The 20,152-nt window shown below is 41.8% G+C and carries 20 protein-coding genes, 2 rRNA genes and 1 pseudogene (1 of these 23 cut by a window edge); 1 reads left to right on the top strand and 22 read right to left on the bottom strand.

Features of this window, described 5'->3' with window-relative positions; genetic code table 11:
- Nucleotides 1–10: 10 nt before the first annotated feature.
- The 9 genes and pseudogenes from ispE to metG all read right to left on the bottom strand — a co-directional run bounded on the left by ispE (nt 11) and on the right by metG (nt 9,231).
- A pseudogene (gene ispE / locus ABC374_RS25825) lies at nt 11–881 on the bottom strand (4-(cytidine 5'-diphospho)-2-C-methyl-D-erythritol kinase).
- Nucleotides 882–1,202: 321 nt separating this feature from the next.
- Nucleotides 1,203–1,379 (bottom strand): small, acid-soluble spore protein, alpha/beta type, encoded by a 177-nt coding sequence (locus ABC374_RS25820; protein ID WP_101225905.1) that lies wholly within the window; start codon nt 1,377–1,379, stop codon nt 1,203–1,205.
- A 151-nt stretch (nt 1,380–1,530) separates the two neighbouring features.
- The gene (veg, locus tag ABC374_RS25815) at nt 1,531–1,782 is read right to left on the bottom strand and encodes a biofilm formation stimulator Veg (protein WP_061440325.1); all 252 of its coding nucleotides are present in this window, start codon (nt 1,780–1,782) and stop codon (nt 1,531–1,533) included.
- Between the two features lie 313 nt (nt 1,783–2,095).
- Nucleotides 2,096–2,974 carry a sporulation peptidase YabG gene (yabG, locus tag ABC374_RS25810; RefSeq protein ID WP_413020120.1) on the bottom strand — a complete coding sequence of 293 codons (879 nt, stop codon included), beginning with the start codon at nt 2,972–2,974 and terminating at the stop codon, nt 2,096–2,098.
- 197 nt (nt 2,975–3,171) lie between these two features.
- On the bottom strand, nt 3,172–4,050 hold the full coding sequence (gene rsmA / locus ABC374_RS25805) for a 16S rRNA (adenine(1518)-N(6)/adenine(1519)-N(6))-dimethyltransferase RsmA (RefSeq protein WP_350300839.1): 879 nt from the start codon (nt 4,048–4,050) through the stop codon (nt 3,172–3,174).
- Complete coding sequence (rnmV, locus tag ABC374_RS25800; protein ID WP_137019647.1) at nt 4,043–4,606, bottom strand: ribonuclease M5; 564 nt, start codon at nt 4,604–4,606, stop codon at nt 4,043–4,045. Before rnmV ends, rsmA begins: the two co-directional genes overlap by 8 nt.
- 252 nt (nt 4,607–4,858) lie before the next feature.
- Entirely contained in the window at nt 4,859–6,013 is a 1,155-nt protein-coding gene (locus ABC374_RS25795; protein ID WP_350300838.1) for a ubiquitin-like domain-containing protein, read from the bottom strand.
- Nucleotides 6,014–6,292: 279 nt separating this feature from the next.
- Nucleotides 6,293–7,060, bottom strand: coding sequence for a TatD family hydrolase (locus ABC374_RS25790; RefSeq protein ID WP_350300837.1), 768 nt, complete (start codon nt 7,058–7,060; stop codon nt 6,293–6,295).
- A 209-nt stretch (nt 7,061–7,269) separates the two neighbouring features.
- Nucleotides 7,270–9,231, bottom strand: coding sequence for a methionine--tRNA ligase (metG, locus tag ABC374_RS25785; protein WP_402907317.1), 1,962 nt, complete (start codon nt 9,229–9,231; stop codon nt 7,270–7,272).
- A gap of 607 nt (nt 9,232–9,838) precedes the next feature.
- Between metG and abrB the strand changes: the two genes are divergently transcribed.
- Complete coding sequence (gene abrB / locus ABC374_RS25780; RefSeq protein ID WP_048689982.1) at nt 9,839–10,123, top strand: transition state genes transcriptional regulator AbrB; 285 nt, start codon at nt 9,839–9,841, stop codon at nt 10,121–10,123.
- A 45-nt stretch (nt 10,124–10,168) separates the two neighbouring features.
- Here the strand turns inward: abrB and rsmI are convergent, their stop codons facing one another.
- From rsmI to ABC374_RS25715, 13 genes are all read right to left on the bottom strand, one after another.
- The gene (gene rsmI, locus ABC374_RS25775; RefSeq protein ID WP_350300835.1) at nt 10,169–11,053 is read right to left on the bottom strand and encodes a 16S rRNA (cytidine(1402)-2'-O)-methyltransferase; all 885 of its coding nucleotides are present in this window, start codon (nt 11,051–11,053) and stop codon (nt 10,169–10,171) included.
- A gap of 1 nt (nt 11,054) precedes the next feature.
- A complete protein-coding gene (locus tag ABC374_RS25770) occupies nt 11,055–11,315 on the bottom strand; it encodes a GIY-YIG nuclease family protein (protein ID WP_101225897.1) in 261 nt (86 codons plus the stop codon).
- Nucleotides 11,302–12,045 (bottom strand): tRNA1(Val) (adenine(37)-N6)-methyltransferase, encoded by a 744-nt coding sequence (locus ABC374_RS25765; RefSeq protein WP_350300834.1) that lies wholly within the window; start codon nt 12,043–12,045, stop codon nt 11,302–11,304. Before ABC374_RS25765 ends, ABC374_RS25770 begins: the two co-directional genes overlap by 14 nt.
- A 179-nt stretch (nt 12,046–12,224) precedes the next feature.
- Nucleotides 12,225–12,563 (bottom strand): DNA replication initiation control protein YabA, encoded by a 339-nt coding sequence (gene yabA, locus ABC374_RS25760; protein WP_269467095.1) that lies wholly within the window; start codon nt 12,561–12,563, stop codon nt 12,225–12,227.
- A gap of 50 nt (nt 12,564–12,613) precedes the next feature.
- A complete protein-coding gene (locus tag ABC374_RS25755; protein WP_241594416.1) occupies nt 12,614–13,444 on the bottom strand; it encodes a PSP1 domain-containing protein in 831 nt (276 codons plus the stop codon).
- Between the two features lies 1 nt (nt 13,445).
- Nucleotides 13,446–14,444, bottom strand: coding sequence for a DNA polymerase III subunit delta' (gene holB / locus ABC374_RS25750; RefSeq protein ID WP_350300833.1), 999 nt, complete (start codon nt 14,442–14,444; stop codon nt 13,446–13,448).
- 14 nt (nt 14,445–14,458) lie between these two features.
- Nucleotides 14,459–14,899, bottom strand: coding sequence for a YaaR family protein (locus ABC374_RS25745; protein ID WP_413020119.1), 441 nt, complete (start codon nt 14,897–14,899; stop codon nt 14,459–14,461).
- 24 nt (nt 14,900–14,923) lie between these two features.
- Nucleotides 14,924–15,253: a cyclic-di-AMP receptor gene (locus ABC374_RS25740; RefSeq protein WP_034316369.1), complete on the bottom strand. Its 330-nt coding sequence runs from the start codon at nt 15,251–15,253 to the stop codon at nt 14,924–14,926.
- Between the two features lie 101 nt (nt 15,254–15,354).
- On the bottom strand, nt 15,355–15,996 hold the full coding sequence (gene tmk / locus ABC374_RS25735) for a dTMP kinase (protein WP_350300831.1): 642 nt from the start codon (nt 15,994–15,996) through the stop codon (nt 15,355–15,357).
- A 39-nt stretch (nt 15,997–16,035) separates the two neighbouring features.
- Nucleotides 16,036–17,490: an aminotransferase class I/II-fold pyridoxal phosphate-dependent enzyme gene (locus ABC374_RS25730; protein ID WP_350300830.1), complete on the bottom strand. Its 1,455-nt coding sequence runs from the start codon at nt 17,488–17,490 to the stop codon at nt 16,036–16,038.
- 225 nt (nt 17,491–17,715) lie between these two features.
- Entirely contained in the window at nt 17,716–17,934 is a 219-nt protein-coding gene (locus ABC374_RS25725) for a sigma factor G inhibitor Gin (protein ID WP_101225890.1), read from the bottom strand.
- 209 nt (nt 17,935–18,143) lie between these two features.
- Nucleotides 18,144–18,259 (bottom strand): 5S ribosomal RNA (gene rrf, locus ABC374_RS25720).
- Between the two features lie 64 nt (nt 18,260–18,323).
- A 23S ribosomal RNA gene (locus ABC374_RS25715) occupies nt 18,324–20,152 on the bottom strand; it runs 1,104 nt beyond the window's last position.

The raw sequence follows: 20,152 nt of genomic DNA, 5'->3' as shown, positions 1-20,152 counted from the left end.
ATGTACGTTTCTATTCAAGATTGTTTCGATCACCCAGTAAACGGACTGCATAGACTTGATCACAAAATCCGCGAAGTCCATTATAAATTCTTTGCATGCGCGAATCATGTTCCACCAAACCAAAAACGGTCGGACCACTTCCGCTCATCAGAGACCGAATCTGCTCCAAATGTCTTCATTTGATCTTTAATGTTCGCAACCTCTGGGTATAACTGCAATGTCACCTGTTCCAGAACATTGCCCAACCCCTCGCATACATCGTGATAATTGTTTTCCATAATAGCCGTAATCATTCCAGGTACATCCGGATGCTCCATTTTTGAAGTTTGGAGCCTTTTGTATATATCAGCTGTCGAAACGCCGATCGTCGGTTTGGCCAAGATGACCCAGCATTTTGGCGGTGCAGGAAGATGCGTGATTTTTTCCCCGCGCCCTCTGGCCAATGCCGTACCTCCGTATACACAAAATGAAACATCAGAGCCAATTTCAGCTCCTATTTCCGCAAGTTCATCCATGGAAAGACCTAGCTTCCACAGTCTATTTAAGCCTCTTAATGTAGCTGCGGCATCACTGCTTCCACCAGCAAGCCCTGCGGCTACAGGGATATTTTTCTCTATAGTTATAGAAACACCTTTATTGATTCCAAAACGTTCCTTTAGAATAAATGCGGCTTGATAAGCTAAATTCCGATGATCATCCGGAACAAATCGATTATGGGATAGAATTTGGATATGATTTCCCGTTATTTCCTTTAGTTCAATTCTATCGGCAAGGTCGACTGTCGTCATGATCATTTCCACCTCATGATACCCATCAGGCCGTTTGAAAAGCACATCCAAAGCCAAATTAATTTTAGCCGGGGCTTTTTCCATAAGCTTCAATATGTCCACCTACTTTAACGTTCTTAAAAGTTCTTGTCCTATTCTATCATATTTGTTTATATTCTAAAGGTTTTTTCATCGTAATTTCAATGTAATGAAGCTAAGATTGGCCTTTAGAGGGGAATAGACACATGTAGGCACATGGAGAGCAGCCACTTCCTGAATCCCAAAAGACTTGCTACATATCCAAATAGCAATTACCGATACATAAAAAAACCAGACTCCTTAACTACAATGTAAGCAAAAATGAATAGAGCTATACATTGCATAAAGAGTCCGGCTACTTTCAACATGACGGCATGATACAATTAAGTGTTTATCTTACTCCTTGTTCACCAATTGACGTTGTGCTTTTTCGATAGCAAGTTTTACCATGTTCCCTGCGTCCCTCGCCCGGATTCCTCCCCAGCCTTCTTTCTGGACAACATCGTAAAATCCAAGTTCTTTAGCCAATTCCTCTTTAAGACCATTTGACATAATCCCTTTTTTCCTGCTCAAGCGAAGCAACCCCTTTCACATGCCGTCACATGCCTAGTGTTTGCATCATACGCTATTTCATTACATCCTTTATAAGCCTTTATTGGGACTCACAGGATATTTTATACAAAACAAAAAGCAGCAAACATAGTTGTTCGCTGCCTCGTCTAAGTTAAATCTCTTGTTGTTTGTTTAAAAATGTTAGTTCTACGGTTTCCGTTAAAACATCCGCATAGCTGTAAGATACTCTTTCAAACGCATTTTCATCTTGGTCGAGCTCAATTACAAAAACAGCCGGATAAGTTTCCGCCAAAGTTCCAAATCGTTCTACAGTCTTTCTTCTTCCACCGTTTGCTTTTAAGAGCAATCTTTTACCTAGGTTTGAATCAAGTGCAGTTTTAATATCAGCTAGAGTTTTTGGCATTTTCGGTCCACCTCACTAAGTTAAGTATATCACAATTTACAAATATACGCAAACAAAATAATAAATTATATCAGCACTTAAAAATGTAGTCAATATATTTTTATCTGAAATCCGGCAAAATCGCGAACAATTTTATTATATCCTGGGAAATGAAAAATTATGTAAACGAACTATTTCATTAATTATGAAACCGAATTTTCGTAGTTAAATCATTACTTAGTGACATTACCAAACAAAAAACCCGTTTTTTTGTGAGGATATCCGAATTCTTCCCCACCAAAAGCAAGCTGCATTCTTTCAAAATGCAGCTCGTTCATTCTTCTTGAAATGGCTTGAACGGCAACCCGGTTCGTAACACCCCTTTAGTCTCAATTCCCCCCAAACCCTTCTCTCCCGTTAATGTATTCCGAAGGACATCCCATACATGAATATGATCGGAAAAAGGTGTAAAGCTTATCTTTCCGACGATATATACCGGATCAAGAGCATGTATATTAACACGGGAGGGTGAACTTGCAAAATTTGCACCCGCTTGGATTAATGATTCAAAATGCGATTGACAAGCCCCGGCAAATATAATCAGTTGGTCTAAATGGGAAACCTTCCTTCGTGCTTCTCTAACTGTCTGTACAAAATCCTTTGAGTGACGGTAGGCATTGATATCGGACATCGGTCCTTTTGATTTTGAATAGGCATCATGACCGGTGACAACAAGAATGTCCGGCCGATAATGGTCCAACAAACCCCCTATTCTTTGGGGCATTTCCTTTTCATTGCAATAGATGCCATTGACCGGAATACCGAATTTCTGATATAGCTCCATGCATTTCCTTAAGTAAGATGCATCCCCATCAACATGGAGGACCCTCCCTGGTATCTGAAAATATTCACCGCTATACCGATAGCCATTACTCGTTTGATAGCCATTTTTTTGTTGTTGCAGCTCTAGATCTTGTGTTAATAAGCGGTAAGATTGTTCTTGAAGTATCTCATTCGTTCTTTGTCGATCATTTCTTTCATTATCATTAATGATCATTAAATCTTGAAAAGGTGCATCTGCAATCAGTCGGATATCTTCCCCATAAAGAATAGCTTCACGCCTTCCGTCAATATCACGGATATCGATTACCCGGAACAACACGTCGCATTTATAAGAAACCCGACCGACAATATCGTTTATTTGAATATTCATGGCCCCACCCCATGAGAAGACTTATTTTCAGCCCGCCCTAGTTTATTTTCATTCTTAAGTTATGCGAACCATTCTTGAATGGTGAAAGGTTGGGATTGATTACATTTTTGGGTACGCCCATCATGGTATGCCGATATCAAAATAAAAAAAGCCGGAAGCTGGGAGTGACCCCATTCCGACTTTTATCTTCATTATCTTTATTTGAAATTCGGCAATAACGCATCACTTAAGCGGCCAAATTCTTTGATGCTCAGTGTTTCTCCTCGTCTGGAAGGATCAACTTCTGCGGCTTCGAGAGCGGCAAGTATGAGTTCTTTTTTCGACTTGCCATCCGGCAGCTGACTGGTTAAGTTATTTAAAATCGTTTTCCGGCGCTGTGCAAAGCTCGCCCGGGTCACAGTGAATAAGAAATCCTCATCCAGGACCTCAACGATTGGCTTATCGCGCAAGGTAAGGCGAATTACAGCTGAATCAACATTAGGCTGAGGCATGAATACCGTTTTGGGTACGATCATCACTGTTTCGGCTTCGGTATAGTATTGAATCGCAATGGATAAAGAACCATATTCCTTTGTCCCAGGTTTTGCGGCAATTCGATCAGCCACTTCCTTTTGCAGCATGCACACGATGCCTCTAATGGGCAGGTCCTCTGACAATAGCTTTAAAATGATCGGCGTCGTGACATAGTATGGCAGATTTGCAACAACCATCAGGTCCGAGAAGCCAGCGAATTCCTCCTCGATTACCTTCTTGACATCAGCCTTGAGAACATCCCCGTGAATGATGTTTACATTGTTATAGGGAGACAGTGTATCCGATAAGATGGGCAGTAGACGCTGATCAATCTCAAAGGCCGCAACCTTTTTGCTGCTTTTCGCTAGTTGTTCCGTCAATGCCCCGATTCCCGGCCCAATTTCGATGGCGCCGCTTTCCTCTGTCAAATTGGCATGTTCGACAATACGTTTCAAGATATTCGTATCGATTAAAAAGTTTTGTCCTAAGCTCTTTTTAAAGGAGAATCCGTATTTCTTTAATATTTCTTTCGTTCTGACAGGGGTTGCAATATCCTTATTCATTATTTTCCTCCTGAATTATCTGTACCATCGCTTTCTCAAAAGCATCAGTTGATATTTGGAACATTTTTAGTCTCTTATATAACTGTTTACCATTGGTAAACCCGATTTTTAAAATAGATCCAAGTTTTTCCCTTCGTTCCTTGGCACCGGATCCCCCGATTAAACCTGCATCTATTAAATCCTGCTGTGAAATCTCTTCTGAAGCCTCTTCATCCATTAACTGGGCATCCTTTAAAGCATTACGAATCGCCTCAGGAGAAGCATGTTCCACACCAATTCCTCTACCTGACTTAGGAAGGGCTTCCTCCTTCGTTAAAAAGGCGTGTTTACAGCCTTTTACTTGTTCTGAAATGATGTTCCTGATTTTTTGACCAGGAAAATCAGGGTCTGTGAAAATGATGGCTCCACGCGTCTTTTGTGCAAGCCTCACTTGCTCGATACAGGACTCATTCACCGCAGAACCGTTGGTTTCTATTGTATCAGCATTAACAGCCCTTTTTATCGCTACCGTATCATCTTTTCCTTCTACAACAATAATCTCTTTAATCTTCTTCATGGTTTCCTCCATACAGAAAAGCGCAAACGCTTTGATTAGCTCTTGGATAAACGTAACCGGTCCCCCGTAAAATTTTTCTGGATAGAGAATCCAGTCAAGATCATTTATGAAAGTTTACACACATAAATTGAAATCTTATGGAATAGTGAGACGTCTATCTTATTAAAACAGTTTTACATAGGGTTTTTCAACAAGTGGAAAATAAAACGCAAAAAACAGGAGACGAATTCATCTCCTGCGAGAGAAACCTTATTAGTCCAATACGCGAACCTTTACTCTCTTTACGCCCCAACGATAGGCATCATTTTTTGAGGAAAAGAAGACATCAATCTTATTTCCCTTTATTGCTCCGCCTTTGTCAGCAGCTACAGCATAGCCGTATCCCTCTACATATACTTTCGACCCCAAAGGAATTACGCTTGGATCGACAGCAATGATCTTCGCACCCGGATTACTCTTAAGATCTACACCTGTAGAAGTGACACCGGAACAGCCCTTACAACTGGCAGTATAAGCTGTTGATGAAACGTATATTTCTTTTCCACTTGAAGAACTAACGTTAGTTACTCCGCGTGATGCCTGGGCAACTGTCGTTCGAGTTCCGACCGTTACAACTTTATCCTGCTTTTTATTAACTACTTTTTCTGAAAGTAATTCTCTTTTGACCTCTTTGCCATTTTCCTTAACAACTTCATATTTCTTGGAAATGAGTCCGTCTTTTCCTTCTTTGACAATTTTCTCTTTCCCTTTTGATAAAGAGTCATCTTTTTTTGTTATGACAGCAAAGTCAACTGGTTCTTCCACTACATCGGTGACTTTTTCAATTCGAACTACGTTTACCGTATTCTCAGCTTCAACTTTTTCGGTTAATTCTGGCTCAACTCTATCCAAATCATTGAGTTTTACTCCTTGTTGCTTTAAAAAGTCAGCGACAGTAGTCGAAGTTGACCATACCTGCTTTTCGTCTCCACCTACCACTAATTTCAGTGAAAAGGCTTTGTCTATGGCAACTTCCATATTCGCTTTCAGCTTCGTATTTTTTGAAGGGGTGATCTTATCCTGTTCCTTCACACTAAGATCTTGATCTTTTAAAAGTTCATCTACCGTTTCGGCAGTGGACCAGACTTCCTCCGTCTTACCATCCTGTACCATGACGATTTTTTGTGCAGGCTTCCAAACCACCTCCAAATCATCATCAACCTTCGTGGCTCTTGATGGATGGACATAGTCTGCGGCTTGAACGGTAATCTCTAAATCTTCCAACATATCATTTACAGTAGCTGCGTGTGTACGCACTACCTCTTTTTTTCCGTCTAACATGATTGTTACTGTATCCTTTGTACCTTGATATATTAGTATTCCCAATGCTGTAGAAACAAGAATAGCACTGCAAATGGCAATTGCCATTCTCTTCTTCCCAAAAGGTTTGGGAATAAGGTTTTTCATAGTTTTTAATAGAATGAAAAACTCCTCCTTCCTCCCGGTGATTATATAGACTTAGTTATCAAGCTGTCAACCCATTCACTTCTCATACAGGAAATTACTACCTATTATGCATATTCCATATTGAAAAGGAAAGGGTGACTTCTCGACATAATAAGCCTATAGTTGGAGCGAGATTTGTAGAAACTTTAAAAAAATGCGATTTTAGCTAGCGAACCCCGGGAGATATTGTAAAATAAAATGTCAGTTAATGCCGAATAATTTCTTGGCATTTTCTGTTGTCGCCTGGGAAACTTCCTCTATTGTAAGTTGTTTGATTTCTGCAATTTGTTCAGCAACAAGCTTCACATACGAAGGTTCATTACGCTTCCCTCTATAAGGATGGGGAGCCAAATATGGACAATCGGTCTCTATCAGTAAACGGTCTAAAGGTACGACCGCTGCCACTTCCTTTGGTTTTTTTGCATTCTTGAAGGTCACAGGGCCACCCAATGAAATATAAAAATTCATATTGATGCATTCCAAAGCTGTTTCCGCACTTCCGCTAAAGCAATGCATGATGCCTCCAACCATTGATGCCTCTTCTTCCTTGAGTATGTTCACGATATCCGCGGTCGCTTCCCGATTATGGATGATAATGGGCAGCCCCACCTTTTTTGCCAATCGGATTTGCTTCCTGAACACCTCCATTTGAACATCTTTCGGTGATTTATCCCAATGATAATCCAGGCCCATCTCACCAATGGCCACAACCTTTGGATGGTTGGATAATTCCTCGATCCATTGTAAGTCCTCTTCTGTCATATCTATAGCATCGACAGGATGCCAGCCGACTGCGGCATACATGAAATCATAAGCTTCTATCAATTCCATTGCCCTTATAATAGTAGGCCGGTCAAAACCAACGACTACCATATTATTGACTCCTGCTTCCTTAGCTCTTTCTATTACGTCTTCGAGATCCTCGTTGAATTGTTCCGCATTAACATGTACATGTGTATCAAATAACATTATTTTTCTTCCTTTCTAGCACTATTTTATAAAAAAATGAAAGTTTTATGTTTCACATTTAGGTAACAAACAGATTACAAAGGACCTTATATGCTCAACAAATAAATTCAATACCAAAAACAAAACCTGTATAAAAGTACTTTTTCCAAAAGCATAAAGAAAAAAACATAAAAATGTTTCATATGAAACACCTTTATGTTTTCATCGGTTTATTTCACCTTTGAACCATTTGGGATCGATGAATCTATTGTAGCGACTGAGAGTACACCATCTTGGCTTCCCGCCAAAATCATTCCTTGCGAGAGCTCGCCACGAAGTTTAACAGGTTTCAAATTCGTTACGCATATCACTTTTTTGCCCACTAAATCTTCGGGTTTATAATGCTGTGCAATGCCTGAAACGACTTGCCGTTTCTCATAGCCCAAATCAAGCTGAAGTTTAAGAAGCTTATCCGCCTTCTTTACTGGTTCAACTTCCATGACCTGAGCAACACGCAGCTCCACTTTTGTAAAGTCATCAATAGTGATCTCATCAACCTCGGGAATCGCCACTTCCACTTTTTCCTCGGCCTTAGGTGCATCACCCTGCATTTGTTCTTTAATATATAAAACTTCCTCTTCCATATCCAAACGAGGGAAGATCGGGTCTCCCTTCAAAACTTTTGTTTCAGCAGGAATTTGACCGAACTCCGCTAAACTGTCCCAGGATTTCAACACATCATCTTTGATGCTAAGCTGAGCAAAGATTTTTTCTGGTGTTTGCGTCAAGAACGGTTTCAAAAGGATTGCTGTCCTGCGTAATGATTCCGCCAAATGAACCATGACACTAGCAAGGTCTGCTTTCCTTGATTCATCTTTAGCAAGAGTCCATGGCTGGGTTTCATCAATGAATTTGTTAGTTCTGCTCACGAGTTGCCAAATGGATGTTAGTGCAACTGAAAATTCCATGTTTTCCATTGCTTCCTCATACTTGCCTACCGTATCTTGATTCATTTCAAGCAAAGCCTTTTCGAATTCACCATTGGATCCATCGTAATTTGGAATTACACCATCAAAATACTTATTGACCATTGCTACTGTTCGATTTAATAAATTCCCTAAATCATTTGCCAGGTCAAAATTAATCCGTTCAACAAACCCTTCCGGTGTAAATACTCCATCAGAACCAAATGGAACTTCACGCAATAAATAATAGCGTAAAGAATCCAAACCGTAACGATCAATCAATGTAACGGGATCCACTACATTCCCTTTTGATTTGGACATTTTACCATCTTTCATGAGAAGCCATCCGTGGGCAAAGACTTTCTTTGGAAGCGGCACATCAAGTGCCATTAACATGATCGGCCAATAGATCGTATGGAAACGCACGATTTCCTTTCCGACCAGATGTACATCGGCCGGCCAATAATTCAAGTATTTAGAATCATTATCCGTTCCGTACCCTAATGCCGTTATATAATTGGTCAAAGCATCTATCCAGACATAAATAACATGCTTTGGATCTCCCGGCACCTTGATGCCCCAATCGAAAGTAGTACGTGAAACGGCCAGATCTTCCAATCCAGGCTTGATGAAGTTATTGATCATTTCATTTTTGCGGGATTCCGGTTGAATGAAATCCGGGTTCTCCTCATAAAACTTCAGTAACCGATCCGCATATTTACTCATCTTAAAGAAATAAGATTCCTCTTTCACCTTCTCAACAGGCCTGCCGCAATCAGGACAGTTTCCATTGCTTTCTTCCACCTGACGTTCCGTGAAGAAAGATTCGCAAGGTGTACAATATAGCCCTTCATATTGGTCCAAGTATATATCACCCTGGTCCAATAGCCTTTTGAATATCTTGGCAACAACCTCTTTATGGCGATCTTCCGTGGTCCTTATGAAATCATCATATGAAATATCAAGCTTTTCCCAGAGCTCTTTAATCCCTGATACGATATTATCTACATATTGCTGTGGAGTGATTCCTTCCTCAGCCGCTTTACGCTGGATTTTTTGACCATGTTCATCAGTGCCTGTTAAGTACATGACATCGAAACCACGCATCCTTTTATAACGAGCCATGGCATCCCCTGCAACTGTCGTATACGCGTGCCCTATATGTAAATTACCACTCGGATAATATATGGGTGTCGTGATATAGAATGTTTTTAATTTATCTTGCACTACGTTCCCTCCTCATCTTTTGAAAAACCGGCTAAAGGATTGACCCAAGCCATAAGAATATATTTAAGTTATTATCTCTATTTTAACGCTATATGCGACAATAATCACTAATCTAATCATGTGTTAATAGAATTAAAAAAATTATATTTAAAAATAAGTGATCTGGACGTGAACTTCCCTTATGACAGCATTACCTCTTACCTCAACAAAATATACCTAAATTTCTTTTTTTGTGCAACAACTCACATATTCATACTTTTTCAGAAAATTATCCTTAATTCAGAACTTTTGTTTTGAAACTAAATTATATTTAATCATATAATAATGAAGTATGTTTTATATGCACACTTTGTCGAAATCTGGTGAAGTGAGGGGTTCTTTGTAGCCTTGCTATTTCTTTACTTTTAAAGGCATAACCGATTTTTTCTCTTTAAAAGCCTTTTTGTTACACAAATGGGCCATGCTATTTCTTACAAAAAAATGAAAATAAATCATTGACGAATTTGGGAATGGCTGGTATTATAAATTTATAAAAAAATTTGTCGAATAATGGCGAAAAAAATAGAAATAGGGTACTAGATTGTAACTGAGAGGAGAAATTATAAAAATGAAATCTACAGGTATTGTTCGTAAAGTTGATGAGTTAGGCCGGGTGGTTATTCCAATCGAACTTCGTCGTACATTGGGTATCGCTGAGAAAGACGCTCTTGAAATCTATGTTGATGATGAGCGCATCATCTTAAAAAAATACAAACCAAACATGACTTGCCAAGTTACAGGTGAAGTTTCCGATAACAACCTTACACTTGCTAATGGTAAATTGATCCTTAGTCGTGAAGGTGCAGAATTACTTATTCAAGAAATTCAACAAAACTTCACTGCTTCTAAATAAATGATATAAAAAAACTTCCGGTCTTCGGAAGTTTTTTTATGTTTATTATTCTTGTATATCAATATGATATGCTTGATATACATCCCGTTTTTGCATATTGCGATCTTTTGCGACCTGCTTGATTGCGTCCTTTGAAGTGAACTGCTTGGTTTCCATATAATGATTAACATGACCGACGATGTCAAGGGCCATCCACCAAGCTTCTTCAGGTTCCTCCTCCGACCATTGCCCTCCTTCTATTATTAAACAGAACTCTCCGCGAATTTCGGATTCCATCGCCCACGTCAATGCTTCACTCACAGTCCCTCGGATGAACTCTTCAAACTTCTTGGTCAATTCACGGCATAATACTATACGACGGTCACCTAAAATTTCATGCATATGTTTCAATGTTTCTTTCAAGCGATGTGGCGACTCATAAACGATCCAAGTCGACTCCATTTTTTTTAATTTTTCCAGCTCCTTCTTTTTTTCTTTTGCTCCCCGTTGTAAAAAGCCATAAAAGTAAAAAGGCTGCGGAGTCAGTCCAGATGCGATCAATGCAGTTAATGCAGCATTTGCCCCAGGCAACGGGATGACTTTAAACTGTTCGGCAATGGCTTCTTTGACCAGTTCATACCCCGGATCGGATATCGTCGGCAAGCCCGCATCACTTACCAATGCAATGACCTCTCCAGATCGAAGCCTCTCAAGCATCTGCTTCCCGCTATATTCCTTATTATGTTCATGGTAACTGACGATAGGTGTCGAAATTTCAAAGTAGTTGCATAATTTCTTCGTATTTCGCGTGTCCTCAGCAGCAATGACATCCGCTTCCTTCAAGATTCTTAAAGCCCGGAAACTCATATCCTCAAGATTTCCTATCGGTGTAGGAACCAGATACAGAGCTGGCTCCAATCCTTCTTTTTCAAAACTCTTTTGCTGCCACATATCATGTATCCTCCTTTGCCATCCACTTTTGCTTTTGTTTTCTTGTTAATTGCTTGAATTTATATTCAGCCTGCATGGCCAATGTCTGTGTTTCGAATATTTCATGATAAATCAGTTCAACCGGGGTCCGGCCTCGTGTATACTTTGCACCCCTGCCTTGATTATGAGCATCAATCCTACGGTCCAAATTATTTGTATACCCGGCATAATAGCTTCCGTCCCTGCATTTTAAAACATAAAAATAATGCTTATTCCTCTCCATATAAAATCCTTCTGATTTCCGGATTATACTCATTCTGATCATTATAGACAACAAGCGGAGGAAGAATCTTCAAATCAGGGTTGCCGTCCTTTATCCCTTCAATAAGAATCGTATTCGCTTCTTTTGAACTCTTTGGATAAACGAATTGCAGTCGCTTCGGTTCTATTCTGTACATCCTCATGAAATGGAGGATATCCATCAGGCGGCCCGGTCTATGAACGAATGCCGCTTTCCCACCTTGACGCAGCAACTGACTTGAGACACGCATGACGTCCTCAAGATTACACATTAGTTCATGTCGGGCAATTGCAAAATGTTCATTTTTGTTAATTTCCTCGATGGATGGCGTTGGGAAATAGGGTGGATTGCAAGTAACGACATCATATTTGCTATACCCTATCTGTTTAGGAATTTCCTTTATATCCCCATGAATCATCTCGATCTGGGAGGATACGCCATTATAGTCCATGCTCCTCTGGGCCATATCATATAAACGCTCTTGAATTTCAACACCGGTAATTTTCCCTTTCGTTCTTGTACTCAGCAGCAAAGGTATGACCCCATTCCCTGAGCAAAGATCTACGATTTTTCCTTTTTGGATCGGGACATTTACGAACCTTGATAATAAAACGGCATCTAATGAAAAAGAGAACACCGACGGGCTCTGGATGATCCTTAATTTCTCAGCCAATAGATAATCCAGGCGCTCATCTCCTTTAAGTTCTACCATTGCTGTTACCCTCCTAATCATGTATGGAAAAAAGCATGTTCAGGGTCCATGCTTCGACATTACTATCGTACAAAAAGGGGCCTGACTCATAGTATGCGTCAGACCCCGAATCACTATATATTGTAAACGGTCTATCTATCACGTAAAAGAGATGGAACATCTTTTATATTATTCCATTATCACTTCTTGTTTAAAAAAGATAAACAGAACAGGCAATCTCCTTCTTTTCTTAAACTGCCAAAATGCAGATTGCAAATGTGAAAGCCTTCTTGATAGATACGGGCTAAATTATCATAGCCTTCCCCGATATCCATAACCTTGTCCGCACTTGCAGTACGGTTTTTCACTTTTTGTTTGACCTTTACTGCAGCAGGAGCAGTTTCGACTTCCACAAGGCCCAACCGATGGCGCAAATGCTCGTTCTCCAGCTTGAGCGACTGATTTTCCTCAAGGATTTCAGCTAAGTTCTGCTTCAATTCTCCAAGCTGCTTATATAATTGGCCTATCTGGGTTTCCATATTGGTCACCGACTCAAAAATATCTTTCTTATCCACGCTCTCCCACCACCTTAATAATCTGTGGCTTGAATAGAAACGGCTCCCTCTTTTAGAATCTCATCTAGAGTATACTCTAATACTCTTTCTTGCTCGATTAGTTCAATCTGAAGTACGCGTTCTAGAATATTAAGCCCCACTACCTTGCCTTTGCCACCAGGCGTATTAATCATTTCACCTAAATCAGGAAGCATTTCCTTCGCACTTTCATACTCATCATTTTCATATTTCAGACAGCACATCAATCGACCGCATAAACCTGAGATTTTTGTAGGGTTTAATGATAAATTCTGATCCTTCGCCATTTTGATGGAAACCGGTTCAAAATCCCCAAGAAATGTGGAGCAACAAAGCATTCTGCCACAAGGTCCGATGCCACCAAGCATCTTTGCCTCATCCCTAACCCCAATTTGGCGCAGTTCTATGCGAGTTCTGAATATGGCAGCTAAATCTTTGACTAAATCACGGAAATCCACGCGACCATCCGCTGTAAAATAAAACACGACTTTATTTCTGTCGAAAGTATATGACACATCAACCAGCTTCATATCCAGCTTATGCTCCACAACCTTTTGACAACATATAGAGTAAGCCTCTTCTGCAGCCGCCTTGTTCTCGTCTACAATCAGCTTATCTTTTGCATCAGCGACCCGAAGTACTTTTTTCAATGGCAGGACAACATCGTTTTCATCTACTTGTTTACGGGCTGTAACGACTTTACCGAATTCAACACCGCGGACAGTCTCCACTATTACAAAATCGTCCTTAGGAATAGTGAATTCACCCGGATCGAAGTAGTATATTTTGCCCGCCTTTTTAAAACGGACACCTACAACATCATACAAATCATGATCCCTCCTGCAAATTCAGCACAAGCTGTTCCATCAACAGCTGTGGATTCGTGTTGGACATCAGCTTCCTTTTTGCTTCCAAAATGCAACCCATATGTTCAGCAAGGCGTCTTGGGGAAAGATGAAGAGCGTGAGTTTCAAATTCCTTCAGTTTATTTTGGAATACAACGAAGTCCTTTTTGTCCAACTGAATGTATAATAAATCCTTATATATAAGAAGTAACAAATCAAGACCTCTGTCAACCTGTTCTCTTTCTTTAAAGTGTGTGGACCAATCCGTCTGAAGGTACAGCAATGCCTTCAAGGAATTGAGTTTTAACACTTCATATAATTTTACCACTATTTTTTGAGCTTGTACAAACCATTCATCATGGCTAAGCTCAATTCCAGCTTCCACATTCTGTGTTATGTGTGCGATGACCGAAGCCAGCTGTGGTTCTAACTCCTGTTCTATCAGCTTCCGTCTCACATTCTCCGGAGATAATGGTTTGAATGAAATTACTTGGCACCTAGATAATATAGTCGGTAGAATCCTCTGAAGCTGTTCGGTCATCAATATTGCTACAGTATCAGCCGAAGGTTCTTCTAAAAATTTCAATAGACTGTTGGCTGCCCCCACCGACATTTTGTCCGCATCGGCAATCATATAAACCTTTCGATCTGCCTCTACACTTTTTTTCGAAAATTCTTCCTGCAGCCCCTTGATTTGTTCTTTCTTTATTGAGAGACCGTCTCTTTCTATCAAATGGACATCAGGATGATTCCCACTTGAAATCCGTTTGCAATTCCGACAAAGTTCGCATGGCTCATAACCTGCTGTCGGGGCTTCACATAGTAAGCTTTTGGCAAAGGCATTGCTTATCTCTTGCTTACCTGTCCCTTTTTCCCCTTCAAATAAATACGCATGTGCCACCCTGTTCTTCGTTATGCTATTTTGCAGCATCGTCATTACCTGCGGCTGAATTTCACTCATGTCCTGCCATGTTTTATCCAAAACCATCAACTCACTTAAGTATATAAATTAATCAGCAGACCTTTAATCTCGCCAATCATTTCCAATATTTCAAGCGAACTTTTCTCTTTATTAAGAATTTCCTCGCTTAACTCAACTAATCTTGCATCTATCGTTTCCACGGTTTTCAACGGCCGGCTTTGTCCATATTCGTTCCAGCTCGTAGATTGTTTCAGTTCCAGTCCATATTCAACCGCTTCTTTAACAAACCGTTTCACCAATGCTTTATATTTTGCCAATTCCCTAAAAGTACGTGACCTTACTAAACGCTGACCCGCCCCTTCAATATCGCCTATCAAACGGTTTAATGTTTGGACTTGCATCTTTTGATCCTGTGTCTGGACCATTTGTTGAAATCTTCCATTTCCAGTTTGAAACTGTTTGGCATCCTGACGCGATTTATCCAGCTTAATAGGGATATCATGGTTGATTTTCATAATGAACCTCCCTGAAACTAACCGTTAAAATTGTAAAAAGTTTTCAACCGGCAGAACAAAAATGGTCGCTCCGCCTACTTGAATCTCCACTGGGTAAGGTACATAGGACTCGGCATTCCCGCCCATCGGTGAAACCGGTGATACTAATTGGGATCGTGACTGACAATTCTGTTTGATTATCTGAATGGCTTGGTCAACACGTTCATCCTCTGTGCCAATCATGAAAGTCGTATTACCTGATTTTAAAAACCCGCCAGTGCTGGCTAGCTTGGTCGTTCCGAAATTATTTTCCACTAATTGATTCAGCAGGCGATGACTATCCTTGTCTTGTACGACAGCAATGATCATTTTCATTTTCATCATCCTCCGGTTACTCTGAATTTTTACTAACTCCATTATATCAACTAGTCCTTGCCTGGAATAGTATTGGTTGAATAATATGGAAACCTATATATTCAGTTTCCCGCTTTCGCTAAAAAATCCAACAAGCTGGCTTTCGTTTCTTCAAGTACTTCATCTATTGTCCGGCCTGCATCCACGATGATGAAACGGTCTTTCCATCTATTTATAATGAACTGATACCCCTCACAAACTTTTTTATGGAAGTCGAGGGCTTCAAGATCCAGCCGGTTCACTTCCCTTTCCCCATTGGACTGGATACGTCTTAATCCCTCTTCTGGGTCGATATCAAAAAAGAGCGTGGCATCTGGCATCATATCTCCTATTGCGAATTTATTGATATTGTAAACTTCTTCTATATCCAAACCCCTTGCATGGCCCTGATAGGCTAACGAGCTGTCTATAAACCGGTCACAGAGGACAATTCCCCCTCGTTCCAACTCCGGCATGACCACTTCCACTAAATGCTGACGCCTTGCTGCTGCGTATAATAAAGCCTCTGTTCTCGGGTCCATGGCTGTATTATCTTTATTAAGGATCACTTCCCTAATTTGCTCCGAAATGGGAACTCCACCTGGCTCACGCGTTAATAGTACTTGGTAGCCTTCTTGTTGCAGAGCCTTGCCAAGCATTTGGGCAATTGTTGTTTTCCCGGCACCCTCAGGCCCTTCCATTGTTATAAAAATACCACGTTTCATCGATGTACCTCCAAGGTTCTTTGTTTGTAGTATAACATTTTAACCAGTCTGCCCGCTTTCATAAACGATCAATTCTCCGTTTGAAAGGGAGGAACCGCCATGAAACCTTGATCCCAGTTCTAGCAGGCTTCTCAAAATGGATATATGTTCAGGAGTAATCATTTCCCCGGACATAATCAAAGGGATGCCCGGTGGATAAGGAATGACCATCTCGGCAGATACCTCACCCACTGCTTTGTGTAATGCGACAGGTTTTGATTTACTATGCTTCATGACGGAGTATGGCATTTCAAGTCCTGTCATTGACCTTCGTTCAGGCAAGCTTTCCCCAAGATTCGCTTCCTTTAATCCAATTCTGCCTTCAGTGGCACTTTTTATAGTTTGAACGATTTCATGAAAAGGAAATTCGGCACCCATTTTTAATAAGGGTAAAATCAGTAATAAATTATCACGATCAGCCAATTCCGTAAAAATGCCTTCGGCTTCACATAGCTGCTGTAATTCAAACCCGCTTAAACCATTTGTTGATTGAATGACTACTTTCAACGGGTCTGCCGCGATGCCTAGTGGCGCCTCCAGCACCCTTACTGTTTCCAGGTCACCTAATTCGCCTCTGAAATCTAATATCTTTTCAATAAGGGAACTTTTATCTTCTGATGTAAAAGCGGCTAAGTAGGCCCTGGCCAAGTCGAGCGATCCCATAATCGGGTAAGATGGACTGCTCGACTGAAGCATTTGTAAATAGAATGATACTTGATCGACATCAACTAAGGATGAATTCACATGAAGAAATGACCCCATTGTCATGGCCGGCAGTGTTTTATGCGCAGACTGGACAACGGCATCTGCCCCTGCCAAAATGGCCGGCTTTGGAAACGGACTTCCTAACTGAAAATGAGCGCCATGTGCCTCGTCCACCAGAACCGGAATCCCCTTTTGATGTGCGAGTCTTACCATTTCCGTCAAGTCTTCACCAAGACCATAATAATTAGGATAGGTAACAATGATGGCTTTTACATCTGGATGTACACTCAAGGCTTCTTCAATTAATTTTGATCTTACACCGCCAGCAATGCCCCATTTCTCATAATAAGCCGGTTGTAAAAAGATCGGTTGTACATTCGCTAACATCAATCCGTGTAAAATTGATTTATGGCAGTTTCTTTGGACAAGGACCTTATCGCCTTCCCGGCAGGTAGCAAGAATCATGGCAATGTTGCCTACGGTTGACCCATTAACGAGAAAATAACTCCGCTTTACCCCATATAGATCAGCGAGTAGTTGCTCGGACTTTAAAATGGCGCCCTCTGGAGCATGCAGGTCATCTAAACCGCTTAACTCCGTGGCATCAATACCAAGCAGGGGGTTATATAAAGCTTGGCCCTTTTTACTAAACACCCATCCATTTTTATGTCCTGGGACATGCAGGGATATTGGGCTTTTTTTATGAAATGCACTCATTGCATCGAACAACGGTGTCTGAGATTGATTCATTTTTCTCTTCCCTCACGTCTTAGTATTTTTTCATTTTATCAAATAAGTTCAATTTTATCTCATATTGCGACAATAGGAAGGCGATTATGTATCCCCAAACAGTCTGGTTGCAGCTTGAAGCGTGTTGGCAAGCATTCTTCTAAAGTACCAAAAAAAGAATCAGAGACTAAAGAAACACACCATTTCTTTTTTCTCTGATTCTTTAACTTTCCACAAACTATTTTTTCATGATAATATTTCAGGATTAGTGATTTTTCTTAATTTCTTTAAGTAATATTGGTATTTGGGGTCGTTCGTATCCGTCCCGATCATATCCCTTTCGCATTCCTCGCAAATAAAAGTCGTATATAGATGTATACCCATACCTTTTATTTCTTCACAAACCGCGCATGTTTCCCCTGCCGTTGTTTTGGTTGTTGTTGTCCCCAACATCTCCACCTCCATACCTGCATTCTCCCCAAAAACCATTGTTCGCATACATTAATTTAAATAGTTTAAGAGAACCGGGGATGCTTTTAACAATGTATGATGAAGAATTTCATTACGTGTATGTCTTTATAAAAGTTTCCATAATCGATAATCCCTTCATATCCAATGATTTTTCTTAGCATTATGCAAAAAAAGACCAGCCGGATGGCTGATCTTTTGAAATGGCTTGGCGGCGTCCTACTCTCACAGGGGGAAACCCCCAACTACCATCGGCGCTGAAGAGCTTAACTGCCGTGTTCGGAATGGGAACGGGTGTGACCTCTTCGCTATCGCCACCAAACATATGAGGAACGTTGTTCCTTCAAAACTAGATAATAAGAAGGTATTTCATTTTTTTAAAAGCGTTGGTTAAGTCCTCGATCTATTAGTATCAGTCAGCTCCACATGTCGCCACGCTTCCACCTCTGACCTATCAACCTGATCATCTTTCAGGGATCTTACTAGCTTGCGCCATGGGAAATCTCATCTTGAGGGGGGCTTCATGCTTAGATGCTTTCAGCACTTATCCCGTCCGCACGTAGCTACCCAGCTATGCCTTTGGCAAGACAACTGGTACACCAGCGGTGCGTCCATCCCGGTCCTCTCGTACTAAGGACAGCTCCTCTCAAATTTCCTGCGCCCGCGACGGATAGGGACCGAACTGTCTCACGACGTTCTGAACCCAGCTCGCGTACCGCTTTAATGGGCGAACAGCCCAACCCTTGGGACCGACTACAGCCCCAGGATGCGATGAGCCGACATCGAGGTGCCAAACCTCCCCGTCGATGTGGACTCTTGGGGGAGATAAGCCTGTTATCCCCGGGGTAGCTTTTATCCGTTGAGCGATGGCCCTTCCATGCGGAACCACCGGATCACTAAGCCCGACTTTCGTCCCTGCTCGACTTGTAGGTCTCGCAGTCAAGCTCCCTTGTGCCTTTACACTCTACGAATGATTTCCAACCATTCTGAGGGAACCTTTGGGCGCCTCCGTTACTCTTTAGGAGGCGACCGCCCCAGTCAAACTGCCCACCTGACACTGTCTCCCACCCCGATAAGGGGCGCGGGTTAGAATTTCAATACAGCCAGGGTAGTATCCCACCAACGCCTCCACCGAAGCTGGCGCTCCGGCTTCTCAGGCTCCTACCTATCCTGTACAAGCTGTACCAAAATTCAATATCAGGCTGCAGTAAAGCTCCACGGGGTCTTTCCGTCCTGTCGCGGGTAACCTGCATCTTCACAGGTACTATAATTTCACCGAGTCTCTCGTTGAGACAGTGCCCAGATCGTTACACCTTTCGTGCGGGTCGGAACTTACCCGACAAGGAATTTCGCTACCTTAGGACCGTTATAGTTACGGCCGCCGTTTACTGGGGCTTCGGTTCAAAGCTTCGCTTGCGCTAACCTCTCCCCTTAACCTTCCAGCACCGGGCAGGTGTCAGCCCCTATACTTCGCCTTGCGGCTTCGCAGAGACCTGTGTTTTTGCTAAACAGTCGCCTGGGCCTATTCACTGCGGCTTTTCTGGGCTATTCACCCTAAAAAGCACCCCTTCTCCCGAAGTTACGGGGTCATTTTGCCGAGTTCCTTAACGAGAGTTCTCTCGCACACCTTAGGATTCTCTCCTCGCCTACCTGTGTCGGTTTGCGGTACGGGCACCTTACATCTCACTAGAGGCTTTTCTTGGCAGCGTGGAATCAGGAACTTCGGTACTATATTTCCCTCGCCATCACAGCTCCGCCTTAATGGAAACGGGATTTGCCTCGTTTCCGGCCTAACTGCTTGGACGCGCATATCCAACAGCGCGCTTACCCTATCCTTCTGCGTCCCCCCATCGTTCAAACGATGTATAGGTGGTACAGGAATATCAACCTGTTGTCCATCGCCTACGCCTTTCGGCCTCGGCTTAGGTCCCGACTAACCCTGAGCGGACGAGCCTTCCTCAGGAAACCTTAGGCATTCGGTGGAAGGGATTCTCACCCTTCTTTCGCTACTCATACCGGCATTCTCACTTCTAAGCGCTCCACCAGTCCTTCCGGTCTGACTTCAACGCCCTTAGAACGCTCTCCTACCATCGACACCATACGGTGTCAATCCACAGCTTCGGTGATACGTTTAGCCCCGGTACATTTTCGGCGCGGAGTCACTCGACCAGTGAGCTATTACGCACTCTTTAAATGGTGGCTGCTTCTAAGCCAA

This window comes from Peribacillus phoenicis (assembly GCF_047238085.1).
Lineage (GTDB): Bacteria > Bacillota > Bacilli > Bacillales > DSM-1321 > Peribacillus.
This window is presented reverse-complemented; position numbering and strand designations above follow the sequence as displayed.